Origin of the sequence: Nitrosomonas sp. (assembly GCF_021731985.1) — a bacterium.
Lineage (GTDB): Bacteria > Pseudomonadota > Gammaproteobacteria > Burkholderiales > Nitrosomonadaceae > Nitrosomonas.
This window is the reverse complement of the sequence record NZ_JAKFWH010000068.1, coordinates 38,163-50,257: the sequence shown is the minus strand read 5'-3', so window position 1 is coordinate 50,257 and position 12,095 is coordinate 38,163. Positions and strand designations below refer to the sequence as shown.

The window sequence follows — 12,095 nt, the reverse complement described above, 5'->3', positions numbered from 1 at the left end:
AACAGCGCAACAATCAGCAAATAAAATCGGATACGGTTGGTCATGTAAGTTTGATTTTCATTCTATGCAATTCTTGCCGTGGTCTTGTCATTAAGCAGATTGACTAAAAGGAGGCGCGCAACCCGAATACAAAACTTCGTCCTGGTTCCGGTGCGAAATTTCGTAAAAAAGAAACCGAGTTGCGTATTTCTTCATCCAACAGATTGTACCCTTTGGCAAACAGCCACAAATCACCCCATGTGCCTGCTTTGATTTGATAATCCGCCGTTGCGGTTAATAAATGGTACCCGCCTGTGGATGTTTCATTTTTGCCCGGGTGAATTTGTGTTTCCCCGCGGGTATAACGTAGCGCGGTATTCCATAGACTATTGCCAAATCCCAGCTCGGCACCGTAGCGTAGCGGAGGCATGCGCGGCACATCGTCGCGATCGCCATTGACAAAGCGGCCGCGTACATAATCGGAGAACACGGTCAGCAGCACATTGCCCCGCGGCATTTTATAGAGGGTTGCGTCAATCCTGGATTCGAAACCGGCAAATTCGGCATTGCGTTGGTCGTAAGCGAAAATCGATACGCATTCCGAGTCGCTGACACAGCGCTGGCGGATCACTTCGTTGTCAATTTCGTAGACCAGACCGGTATTGCGCAGATAAATATAATTGTCGGTACGGTTATAATAGCCATTGATCCGTGCACTGATGCGTTCGGATTTCCAGTCAAAACCGAAATCAGCCATGTTCACAGTTTCATTCTTTAATTGCACATTCCCGATTTCGAAACTGCGGGTGGATAAATGCGGGCCGAGCGCAAGCAATTCCTGTATATCCGGGGGACGCTTGCCGCGATTCAATGTCAGCGTTAGCGCAACATCCGGTAGCGGATTCCACTGGACGGCTGAGGAAGCCGAGAGTGCCTGATAGTCAAGCGCATTGGGCAAAGGCACCGGTGGCAGGGCGCTGCCGCGCAGTTTCAATTCGCTGGCGCTGGGATTTACGTGCGCTTGTTCGAAGCGGAGGCCGCCACGCACTATCCATTTATTCCAGGTGTAATCCTGCGTGGTATAAAAACCCAATGACTGTTGCTTGGTCGGTGGTACGAAAGTTTCGACGCCGAGGGCGGAAAATTTGCGATCTATCCAGTGTGCGCCGAAGGTGCCGGTTAGGTTAGGTAATGCATTGTGACGCGCTTCGACACGGCCCTCGCCGACATCATTTTTAAACTTGGTGAAAGGCGAACCACCTTCCACCTCGGTATGTCCGTAGTCGACCAGCCCATAGCGGAAACTAATACTTTCGATTCCACGCATCGGCGCGTACCATTCAGATTTAAAATCGTAGCGGGTTTGTTGCATATTGATACGGATATTCGGGAACAAGGCCTGGAGTCCAAAAATATCCTCAAAGCCAGTCAAATCCCTCAGTCTGGGCAAGATCGTTTCCAGACCACCCAAATGATTTGGATCCAGATTATGGCTACCTTTGGGTATTCCATAGCGATTATCTGTGTGACTGACCGACATGCCTGCCATGACATTATTGCCCACCCATGAAACACCGGCAAAACCACCGATTCCTTTGCTATCGGTATTCGGGATTTTGCCACTGATATTTTGTATTCCCGTCAGACCGAACTGTTGTTCTGCGAAAGTTTCATCAATTGCTTTGCCGGGAATTTGAGTATCACCCCGCTGGCGAAAGAAACCGCCCAAATTGAACGCCAATTGATCTTTTCCCATATTCAATTTAAAGGCGGAATTTGTGCCGTCTCCGTTTGTATCATAACGGCTCTCAACAGAACCGCTGATTGGTTTCTTGGCGCGCTTTTCAGGTATGCGCTGATCATTAACGTCGACAACGCCGCCAATTGCGTTGCCGCCATAGCGAACTATTTCCGGGCCACGCATGACTTTGATTTCTTCGGCAAACAACGGGTCGATTGCCACGGCATGATCCGGGCTGAGACTGGTTGCATCATGGGTGCCAATGCCATTTTGTAAAATACGCACCCGGGATCCGGTTAAGCCACGGATCACAGGGACGCCAACTCCTGGGCCAAAAGAAGCATTGCTCACACCCAATTCCGTCTCAAGAGTTTGACCTAGCGTATCGCTTTGCTGCAAACGCAGAGACCTGCCCTTCAAGACGCTGGTATTGGGTTTTGGATGCTGATCGGGCACGATGCCAATTACTTTTATGGGTTCAAGTTTGATCACGGATTCATTCTCGATAGAAATGGGTGCTCCTTTCGTTTGAACGGAATTACTTGGTTTCTCATCAGTTGCTAGAGCCTGATTTGACGTTCCCATAACTAATAAGATACTTGCTGCTATTTGCCACTGCCAGGAGCGTGTTTCTGGTGTTCGATTCGATAAATATCTGAAAGATAGATTCTGGAAACGATTGCACATATCACGCTTGCCTGCTTCTTTTCTCTCGATCAGCGTGTGGATGTAATAAGTGTGGATCGATTCAAAACTTCTAATTTCAGGGAATGCATTAAAAATATGTTTCTTCTCATGTAAATTGTAGAGTTATCTAGACGTCGCCTAAAAGTTCAAGCGCAGTAGTATTGCTTTATTTAAATGATATGATATAACATAACTATTATCAAGCAACATAAAATTTATTAATAGCGAACAAATCACACTATGGATACAACAACTGATCTTTTGCCAGTCACTGTACTTTCTGGTTTTCTGGGCGCAGGTAAAACGACTGTGCTAAATCACATTCTTAATAACCGGGAAGGAAAACGAGTTGCGGTTATCGTGAATGATATGAGTGAGATCAATATCGATGCATCAATTATTGAGCAGGAAATATCATTCAATCGATCCGAAGAAAAACTGATAGAAATGAGCAATGGCTGCATCTGCTGCACTTTGCGCGAAGATCTTTTGATTGAAGTACGTAAACTTGCTACCGAAGGAAAGTTTGATTATCTGGTGATCGAATCGACAGGAATTTCGGAGCCGCTACCGATTGCAGAAACATTCACTTTTGCAGATGAAGAGGGTGTCAGCTTATCCGATATTGCGCGATTGGATACCATGGTGACGGTGGTTGATGCGGTCAATTTCCTTAAAGATTTTGAAGAAGCAAAAATGCTTCAGGACACTGGAGAAAGCCTGGGGGAAGACGATGAACGTAGCGTTGCCGATCTATTGACCGATCAAGTTGAATTTAGCGATGTGATCTTGATCAGCAAGATCGATTTGATTACGCAGGAGGAGCTAACCCGCTTGCATGGGATTTTAAGTTGTCTCAATACGCAGGCGGAAATCATAGCGATTGAGAATGGTCAGGTTGATTTATCCAAGTTATTGAATACCCAAAAATTTAATTTTGAACAAGCTCAGCAAGCACCTGGCTGGCTGAAAGAGTTACGTGGAGAACATATTCCGGAAACCGAAGAATATGGAATCAGCAGCTTTGTTTACACCGCAAGGAAACCATTTCACCCGAAGAAATTCTATGATTTTCTACATCATGAATGGCCGGCAGGTAGATTACTTCGCTCGAAAGGATATTTTTGGCTCGCAACCCGGCCAGATTATGCAGGGCAGTGGAACCAGGCCGGGGGCATTGCAGGATACAGTTATAGCGGTATGTTTTGGAAAGCGGTGCCTAAAAAACAATGGCCTACCGATAAAGACTATTTGGCATCTATTGCAGCGAAGTGGGTTGAACCATTTGGGGATAAGCGGCAGGAATTGGTTTTTATTGGTCAGAATCTTAATCAACAAGCAGTTTGTCAATGGTTGGACGAATGTCTGTTGACCGATGCAGAACTGCATGCTGGCAAGGAATACTGGAATACCTTGGAAGATCCTTTTCCTTCCTGGGATCCTGATTAATATGCAAACATATCCTGCGACTGATCATTCACTCAATCAAGTGATGCCTGCGCAAAGCACTTATGTTAGCGGTTATGCACCTGAAGTACTGGCGCAAATTTATGATACGCAGATTAATATGTGCATTTTGCAACGTTCTATTGCGCCTGACGTTAGAATGTATGCGGCGTATTTGCAGCAAGAATATGTCGATTTCCAGTTGATACGGCAGGTCAGTGTTCAGAGCGTGGTTGATGTATTAAAGGGATCGCTACCCGCCCATTCTATGAGCATTTGCTTTATCGAGGATGTTGCAATGGCAGTTGATATGTTTTCCTGTCTTTTCGATCTTGATCAAGTAGGCTTACGGTTGCTGGTGTTAAATAAAACCATGTGTCCACGTTTCCATGCGGATAAAGTGCCGTGCCGTTTGGTGACGACCTATGCGGGCAAAGGAACAGAATGGTTAGACAGAGAAGGAATAATAGATCGTTCAGCGTTAGGAGCCAGCAAGGAATCAATGGTTGAGCACGATATCGTTCAACATTTAAGCGAAGGGGATGTTGCGTTGCTCAAAGGGGACGGATGGGAAGGAAATGAAGGGTTGGGCGTTATTCATCGTTCACCGTCTCTTAATGACAATGAAACACGGTTACTGCTTACGCTCGATTTTGTTTAAATTTTACTGTTGTGTAATGAATCTATCCATACTAAAGTGCATCTCTGTTATAGACGCGCAATTGCAATTTATAATCTTGTGGCAAATTTACTTACTATACCATTGGAAGCCGAACAGAATGCCAGCTGACATTGATCAGATCCTTAAGAAATCACAAGAAGCTTGTGCGTTGACGGGAGCTAAACTAACCAGTAAGCGAAAGAATGTGCTTACAGTGCTATTGACCGCATCGACTCCGCTCTCTGCCTATGAAATTGTCGAAAGATATAAAGTCCAGTTTAATGAAGCACTGCCGGTCATGTCCGTTTATCGTATGCTGGATTTCCTGATTCAGGAAAAGTTGGTGCACAAACTTGAAACAGCCGGTCAGTACATGATCTGCGCTCATATTACCTGTGATCACCCGCATGAAATGCCACAATTTCTGATTTGCGACCGTTGTCATGCAGTGAAAGAGATAGGTATCAAAAAGCAGATAATGTCAGAGCTGGAACGCGGTATTCAAAGTACAGGCTTCGCATTAAATAAAAAACAATTGGAATTACACGGGTTTTGTGAACATTGTCAAAACAAATCAAAGTAATGAATTTGCGTCGGTAGTAGTTACATTATTATTTTTCATTGGGCATCCAATCAAACTCGATAAATTGGATTTCAGCATTTTCGGAAACAAATAATTCGAATGCGCGCGGTGTATCGGTCAGGCTATCACGGTAGTGTGCAAAAAACTGTGCCAAGCTAGACCACTCCCGCCAGCCGCGTTCAAAGTCATCGCGATACTAGCCAATCAAAGATTTCAGAAACTTCAAGTTTTTCTGCTTCTTCGTTAATTTTGTTGCGTGACCGATTCGATAAAAAGGCGCGTGCGGCCGTTTTCAATTGTTGCTCGCGTTCCATGCCGGTATAGGCTCTATTGCGCAGTGCCGGGCAACCGGTGGATGCGCGATTAAACGCAAAGTGAATGCAGGGGTTCGTTGAAATTTACCGGTTTCCGTAGCATTTCATTTTCAGTCGCGTTTAATGACAGGAATTCACCCAGTAACGATATGAATTCTAATTCCCGCTGGTTTTTCATCATGGAGATCAATTGCGACTTCCAGCTCAGCGCGACCGGCGCATAAATCCGCAGGGTCGCGATCGAAGAATAGCTACGTAGAATTATTTCGACGGTAAAGCATTGTATGAATTGATCAAGAATGCAAGTTGCTCGGATTGATTCCAGCCAGAGAAATCACTTCTCTTAACCGCGGAGAGTTGTGATAAATATTTTTGTAACTGACCATGATTGAGCGTAATTCCATAGTAATTGACTTGACTGGCTTGTTTAGGTTGAGCATGTAAACATGCTCGCGCAGTAAATCATCTCAAATTGTATGGTCAAATCGGGTCGCTGATGCAGTATTTGCGGTGATGCATGACAGCATGATCAGTAGAAATCGCTTAATTGCCATGAGGGTATTCCATTGCTCAAGGTAAGTATCAAGTGCTTTGCAAATCAGGATAAAACTCACGTTCGATTCGATCAACATAATTGACAAGATTGTCTTTGGCTAGGCCATATTCCTTCAACGGTGATTCAATGGGGCAGCCGATGATATTGATGAGCAACCCAAAAGCTGTAGTATCCAGCGTAGTGGGTTGATCGCCCAAGAAATAAGGCTTGTTGCCGATACTTGCAGATAGGGCATCCATATCCTGTTTGCCGAGTGCGAAGATTTCTTCAGCTTGGTGTCTGCCGGTGCCATGACCCAAAATCTGCCGCTTGATTTTGCGGCGCCAGCCACTGGCGACAATATCCCGGATGATGGGCGGTAATCCGCCAAAAATCGCTTGTTTGTTGACTTGCCAATTTTCATCCGTGTATTGCCAGCGCGAATAGAGCGCAACCCAAAACAAATGTTCTTCAAGCAATCGCTGCATGCCAATCGATAGGGCCAATTCTTCTTCGGACAGCCCTTCATCCAGATCCTTGTATGCTGATTTGAGATGCCTGATGATAAAACGCGAATCACCCAAGGCTTGGCCATTATCTTCGATGTAGGGCAGTTTTCCTTTGGGTGCGCCTAATGGAAGCGCCGGTTTAATTTCATATTCAATCTCCGCCATGCGCAAGTAGGTTTCTATTTTGCAACAGAAAGGACTTAAATTTGGAATACCCCAAGTGCGTTCAAATTGGTAAAGTTTTAACATGTCAGCTCCTTATTGGTAATAATTTCACCGTTACTTGTATAGTGCAAGTTACTTTATATTATAAGCTTGTTAATTGCAAGTCAGTATATTACATTACTGCCATTCTGTTATTTTCTGAGTAAGGTTTTTGGCGTATGACGAACAATTCTGACAAGACCATCTTTGAGCGATCGCATTGCCCGATTGCTTGCGCGCTAGATCAGTTGGGGGATAAGTGGTCTTTGCTGATTATCCGTGATCTGTTGCTGGGAAAAAGGCGATACCAAGAGTTTCTGTCATCACCAGAGCAAATCGCGACAAATATTCTGGCAGATCGATTGAAAAAACTCGAAGCTGCCGGGATTATCGTGCAGCATGCATACCAGCAAAAACCGGTGCGCTTCGAATATGAATTAACCCAAAAGGGAGAGGATTTGCGGCCGGTATTAGAAGCTTTAGTCAATTGGGGAAAGGTTTATTATCCTGACGCCACCGTTTTTAAATCTCATGAATAGTGATCACTTACCTTAGATAATAAAGCCCCCCGCTGAAAGCAGCGGGGGGCTAAACTTGAAGAGCTATTAACTCTGTGATTCTGGTTTTGCCTCAGTATTTTGCGTCTGTGCTGCCGCAACTCTACTTTCCAGAGTTAAGATGCGGGATTCCAGTCTCGCTACCAATGCTTTGGTTTCTGGTGATTCAACTGGGGCTTGTGGTTTAGCGGCACGTGTTTCCAGAACTTCCACGCGCGTTTGTAATTGCTCCGGCAAGTTCTCTTTTTCAGGGCCGGAAAGGTGTGTAAATTCTACGCTATCCTCATAAGGCTCGCGTGTGGTACCGGTCGCTTTGACGATGGCACCAGCGATCAATCCACCGGTAATGGCAATGATAAGGGTAATCATGATGCCGTTGAATTGCGCAATTGCGATATCCGGTACTACGAAGAAAGCACTGAGTCCACCTATTAATCCAGGCATACCGTGCAAGTTATGCACGCCACAGGTATCGACGAGTTTGAATCGGGATTCCAATACCGGTTGCAGGAATACATAACCTAGAACAGAAACCGTGCCTGCCAGCAAACCAATGCCAAATGCGCCGGTTGGGGATACCACATCGCATAAAGAACCAATAGCTACACCACCTGCCAACGCCGCATTAGCCATATCGACCATGGAGGTTTTGCCGTTGTGCAGTTTGGAACTGAGGAAATAGGTGGCAATCGTCGCGCCGGAGAGTGCCAGTAATGTATTGACGACCGTTTGCGGCATATTTTCTAAAGGTACTAGTGCCGTGGCAAAACTTGGCCAGAATATCCAAAGCACCATGGAACCTAACATGGCAAAGCGATCAGAGGTGTGATCAGATTCGATCGGCTTGCTGCGCTGGTAAGCTGTGGTGAGCACGATGGACATACTTAATCCAAAATAGGCACCAAATGCATGGATAACAATGGAACCGGCTGAGTCCTTAAATCCGGTGGTATAGCCAATCGCATCATCAAGCACCAGCCATTCATTTAACAGATAAAGCGGAACGACTAATAGAGCGAGCAATGCGTATTGAAAAACACGTAGACGCCCTAGTACAGCACCCATAGCGATTAATGCCGTGGCGACTGATAGCTCGGCAAATAGCAACGAATCCAGCGTGTGCGGTGATAACTGGTGACCAAAGATACCGTTCGCGCGTAACAAAATGTAAAGAGGAAGTCCAACGGCGACAACCAGATAGGTGCCAGTTACCGCGCCAAACCCATAGCGGCGGACAAATACCATGAGAAAACCGAAACCGACCAGAAGCATGGTCAAGATGTTGATAATGTAATTATACTTTGCAACTACTTGCGCTTCACTCACAACAGCTGCTACTTCACTAGCGCTGACCCAACTGCTGAAACCTAGGAGAAACAGCCCCACTACGTTCAGTAGTGTCAAGCAAAAGCCTTTGTTCATATGATTCTTCCTTATTTTGGTTGTTTGGGATATTTCCGGGGAAACACTGTTTATGCCAGGTAGAACTTTAGTTATTAATATCGCTGCATTAATTGATCAACACATTCTATGGCGAGACCCTCAGAGCGTGTTTTAATTTGAATACAGATTCATCCCCGGGTAGGAGTTTGAACTCTAATTACCTTTAAAACAATAGGGTCTAAATAGATTAATGATTATTTTTGCAATGAGATTTGAGTATGAGAAAGAATAATCATCAATAGAAACCGGTGTTTATGTCTGTGCCGGATAAGACAGAATTTTAAGATGCAGCTTTAGGCGCTATGTCTTAAAGATCAAATTTTCTTCATTTTACAAATTTTATTTACTGCGTGATAAAAGTCACAAAGAAAATCATGGAAATATGTTTTACTCAACGCTCAACGCACATTTCCACCGCTTTAATGCCCTTTAGTTTGCTGTTACCGCTGAAAACTAAATGAGGATATGCGTTAAATTCAGCAAAGACTGTGTCATTCAAAGTGTTCGCAATGCTTTAAGGAAAAATGATTTAAATATACCAAAGCAGCAATAACGGCTGATTGCAAAATCTTTGTCTGAGATTTCTGTACAAAACACAAAGACCTGAAATTAGCGATCGTTGCCACCTGTAAAACAGGCGGCATATAGCCAATGAGAAATCGGAGAATGCTATAAACTATTCAATCCCTTGTGATCTAAGATAATCCTCATAATTGCCCTTGAAATCATTCATACCATCCGGTTTCATTTCAAGAATTCGTGTGGCCAGTGAAGAAACGAATTCCCGGTCATGGGAAATAAAAATCAAAGTGCCGGTATATTTCTCCAGTGCGCTATTCAGTGATTCGATGGATTCCATATCCAGATGATTGGTCGGTTCATCCATCAGCAAAACATTCGGTTTCTGCAGAATCAACTTGCCAAAGAGCATGCGGCCCTGTTCTCCGCCAGAGATTACGCGGGTGGATTTTTTGACGTCATCGCCGGAGAACAATAATCGGCCCAATGTGCCGCGGATCGTTTGATCATCATCATTGCCTTGCCGCCACTGGTCCATCCATTCGGTCAATGACAGGGTTTCTTCAAAATCAGCCGCATGATCTTGCGGATAATACCCGGGGCGTGCCTTATCGGGCCATTTTATCGTACCGGAATCCGGTATTAGCTCGCCTACAAGGCAACGCAGCAGCGTGGTTTTTCCGATTCCGTTAGGGCCAATGATGGCGATTTTTTCGCCGGCTTCTATGTCCAAGTTCAAGTGATCAAATAAAGGTTTGTCCATTCCAGCGAAACGCTTGCTGATTTCTTTGATGGAAACAGCGAGACGATGCAGCTTATCCCGGTCATCCACTTCAAACAGGATATAAGGATATTGGCGGCTGGATGGTTTGACATCTTCCAGTTTGATTTTCTCGATCTGCCGCGCACGGCTGGTTGCTTGTTTGGCTTTCGATGCGTTTGCCGAGAAACGGCTGACAAAAGACTGCAAATCGGCAATCTGCGTTTTCTTCTTGGCATTATTGGTTAACATGCGCTCGCGCACCTGGGTCGAGGCGATCATATAGTCATCATAGTTGCCGGGATAGATACGTAGTTCACCGTAATCCAGATCAGCCATATGCGTGCATACGCTGTTCAGAAAATGCCGGTCATGGGAGATGATGATAATGGTATTTTTGCTGGCATTGATGATGTCTTCCAGCCAACGGATGGTATTAATATCGAGGTTATTGGTCGGCTCATCCAGTAATAAGATTTCCGGATCGGAAAATAATGCTTGTGCTAATAACACGCGTAACTTGAATCCTGGCGCAATTGCGCTCATCAACCCCTGATGCTGGGAAGAGGGGATGCCTACCCCAAGTAGCAGCTCTCCGGCGCGCGCTTCGGCAGAATACCCATTCAGTTCGGCAAATTGAGACTCCAGTTCGGCGGCATGCATATATTCTTCTTCCGTGGCATCCGGATTGGCATAAATGGCGTCACGCTCCTGTTTGACTTGCCATAACTCCGCGTGCCCCATCAGTACCGTATCAATGACTAAACAATCTTCAAAAGCGAATTGATCCTGACGCAGCTTGCCCACCCGTTCACCGCTGTCAACCATGACATTGCCCGCAGTGGGTTCAAGATCCCGGCCGAGAATCTTCATGAACGTTGACTTGCCGCAACCATTCGCGCCAATCAAACCATAGCGATTACCCCCGCCAAATTTTACGGAAACATTTTCAAAGAGTGGTTTGGCACCAAATTGCATGGTGATATTGGCTGTTGTAATCAAAGTCTGTACCTAAGGGTTATTGTTTCAAGAGAAGGGCCGACATTCTAAAGGTTTTTTTAGGGTTACGGTGAGTGTTAATAACTTTCGATTGGAAATGAAGCTGTTGTAGCTGAAATGTAGAATAGAATTGTGAAGAAAGCAGATGGTTTAAATATAACCAAGCGAAAGCGATCAATTGCAAAGTCTTTTCATGTGATCGTATCACGCACAAAGATTGAAAACGGCAATTGGGCTTATGCTTTGCAAGTGCAGAAACTGTTAGTGACAGGCTTGGCAATTATTTTTGTTAACTCTATTTCATGCTGCTTGATGCGCCTCCTATACTGTGTTGAAAGCAAGTATAGGAGGGATTGTTCCTGAGTCAGGATGCGGTGTTTTAATTTACTTGATGGTATACGCCAAATTGTAAGTTTTATTGTTGAGCATATTGGTGCAAGCAAATCCGGCCGGGGATAGGACGCTGCCTAGGCCGTAACCGATATAAATTTGAGTGCCTGCAATATTACTCAAGTCTGTCGGGGTGACGATGATCGATATCTTGTCGTGGGTTGAGAGCGTGGTGGTGAGGTATGCGGGCGTGTTATCGCAACTCGTGAACTGTTTCCATTCCAGACTGCTATTCAGAAAATAGGCTCCGCCACCCACGTTGTTGGGCAGAATGACAGCGACGAACACACTGCCTAGCTTGCCCATATCATTGCTGTCGACAGTCAGCATCCCCATGATGGTTTGTGCTGTGATAGGGCCAGACGTGCTGGACGACACAGACATTGAGCTGTTCGGGTTAGGTGTCTGTACGGTTGCGGAGGCGCTCTTCTCCGAACAATCGTTCCATATATCGCACGCACTTACAGTATAAGAATAGATTGTTTCAGCAGTTAATTCGGTGTCACTATAGGAAAGAACCGGGCCCAACGAAGCTATCAAGCTGTTATTTCGATAGACCATGTATTTGTGATAGATCGTCCCATTGGAGGACGCTTTCCAGGTCAAGGTCACGCTGGTTGTTGAGTCGACATGGGCTTTTAAATTGGTGGGCGCCACGGGGAGTTCACTCGACTTGGCTAAACTGCTCAGCATGAGCGTAGCGAAGAAGATTAGGCTCATCAGTATCACCGGTGCCGATGTCGGGTGTGAGTTGCATTTGTTGAGGTT

Annotated in this window: 11 protein-coding genes; 4 read left to right on the top strand and 7 right to left on the bottom strand. The window is 45.3% G+C overall.

The annotated features are described in order from the left end of the window. Positions 1-103 precede the first annotated feature (103 nt). Positions 104-2,305 (bottom strand): TonB-dependent receptor, encoded by a 2,202-nt coding sequence (locus tag QZ942_RS10630; RefSeq protein ID WP_292995389.1) that lies wholly within the window; start codon positions 2,303-2,305, stop codon positions 104-106. Between the two features lie 342 nt (positions 2,306-2,647). Between QZ942_RS10630 and zigA the strand changes: the two genes are divergently transcribed. The 3 genes from zigA (at position 2,648) to QZ942_RS10615 (ending at position 5,097) form a co-directional block, all read left to right on the top strand. Then, positions 2,648-3,856: a zinc metallochaperone GTPase ZigA gene (gene zigA / locus QZ942_RS10625; protein WP_292995387.1), complete on the top strand. Its 1,209-nt coding sequence runs from the start codon at positions 2,648-2,650 to the stop codon at positions 3,854-3,856. Position 3,857: 1 nt separating this feature from the next. Further along, entirely contained in the window at positions 3,858-4,514 is a 657-nt protein-coding gene (locus QZ942_RS10620) for a DUF1826 domain-containing protein (protein WP_292995385.1), read from the top strand. Positions 4,515-4,632: 118 nt separating this feature from the next. Then, entirely contained in the window at positions 4,633-5,097 is a 465-nt protein-coding gene (locus QZ942_RS10615) for a Fur family transcriptional regulator (protein WP_292995383.1), read from the top strand. A 28-nt stretch (positions 5,098-5,125) separates the two neighbouring features. Here the strand turns inward: QZ942_RS10615 and QZ942_RS10610 are convergent, their stop codons facing one another. The 3 genes from QZ942_RS10610 to QZ942_RS10605 all read right to left on the bottom strand — a co-directional run bounded on the left by QZ942_RS10610 (position 5,126) and on the right by QZ942_RS10605 (position 6,704). Continuing rightward, positions 5,126-5,251 (bottom strand): hypothetical protein, encoded by a 126-nt coding sequence (locus QZ942_RS10610; RefSeq protein ID WP_292995381.1) that lies wholly within the window; start codon positions 5,249-5,251, stop codon positions 5,126-5,128. A 31-nt stretch (positions 5,252-5,282) separates the two neighbouring features. After that, positions 5,283-5,477: a DUF547 domain-containing protein gene (locus tag QZ942_RS14120; RefSeq protein ID WP_366836390.1), complete on the bottom strand. Its 195-nt coding sequence runs from the start codon at positions 5,475-5,477 to the stop codon at positions 5,283-5,285. A gap of 516 nt (positions 5,478-5,993) precedes the next feature. Then, positions 5,994-6,704: a glutathione S-transferase family protein gene (locus QZ942_RS10605; RefSeq protein ID WP_292995379.1), complete on the bottom strand. Its 711-nt coding sequence runs from the start codon at positions 6,702-6,704 to the stop codon at positions 5,994-5,996. A 134-nt stretch (positions 6,705-6,838) separates the two neighbouring features. On the opposite strand from QZ942_RS10605, the gene QZ942_RS10600 reads away from it, so the two are divergent. Beyond that, positions 6,839-7,198 carry a helix-turn-helix domain-containing protein gene (locus QZ942_RS10600; RefSeq protein ID WP_292995377.1) on the top strand — a complete coding sequence of 120 codons (360 nt, stop codon included), beginning with the start codon at positions 6,839-6,841 and terminating at the stop codon, positions 7,196-7,198. Positions 7,199-7,264: 66 nt separating this feature from the next. Here QZ942_RS10600 and QZ942_RS10595 read toward each other — a convergent pair whose 3' ends face one another. The 3 genes from QZ942_RS10595 to QZ942_RS10585 all read right to left on the bottom strand — a co-directional run bounded on the left by QZ942_RS10595 (position 7,265) and on the right by QZ942_RS10585 (position 11,711). After that, positions 7,265-8,638, bottom strand: a complete 1,374-nt coding sequence (locus tag QZ942_RS10595) for an ammonium transporter (protein WP_292995375.1) — start codon at positions 8,636-8,638, stop codon at positions 7,265-7,267. A gap of 697 nt (positions 8,639-9,335) precedes the next feature. Continuing rightward, positions 9,336-10,940, bottom strand: a complete 1,605-nt coding sequence (locus tag QZ942_RS10590; RefSeq protein WP_292995373.1) for an ABC-F family ATPase — start codon at positions 10,938-10,940, stop codon at positions 9,336-9,338. Positions 10,941-11,321: 381 nt separating this feature from the next. Continuing rightward, on the bottom strand, positions 11,322-11,711 hold the full coding sequence (locus QZ942_RS10585; protein ID WP_292995371.1) for a hypothetical protein: 390 nt from the start codon (positions 11,709-11,711) through the stop codon (positions 11,322-11,324). Between the last annotated feature and the right edge of the window lie 384 nt (positions 11,712-12,095).

Bases quoted from the DNA above. Each gene is read 5' to 3' on its own strand.
- QZ942_RS10630 (WP_292995389.1), bottom strand. From the start codon at position 2,305: ATGGGAACGTCAAATCAGGCTCTAGCAACTGATGAGAAACCAAGTAAT.
- zigA (WP_292995387.1), top strand. From the start codon at position 2,648: ATGGATACAACAACTGATCTTTTGCCAGTCACTGTACTTTCTGGTTTT.
- QZ942_RS10620 (WP_292995385.1), top strand. From the start codon at position 3,858: ATGCAAACATATCCTGCGACTGATCATTCACTCAATCAAGTGATGCCT.
- QZ942_RS10615 (WP_292995383.1), top strand. From the start codon at position 4,633: ATGCCAGCTGACATTGATCAGATCCTTAAGAAATCACAAGAAGCTTGT.
- QZ942_RS10605 (WP_292995379.1), bottom strand. From the start codon at position 6,704: ATGTTAAAACTTTACCAATTTGAACGCACTTGGGGTATTCCAAATTTA.
- QZ942_RS10600 (WP_292995377.1), top strand. From the start codon at position 6,839: ATGACGAACAATTCTGACAAGACCATCTTTGAGCGATCGCATTGCCCG.
- QZ942_RS10595 (WP_292995375.1), bottom strand. From the start codon at position 8,638: ATGAACAAAGGCTTTTGCTTGACACTACTGAACGTAGTGGGGCTGTTT.
- QZ942_RS10585 (WP_292995371.1), bottom strand. From the start codon at position 11,711: ATGTCTGTGTCGTCCAGCACGTCTGGCCCTATCACAGCACAAACCATC.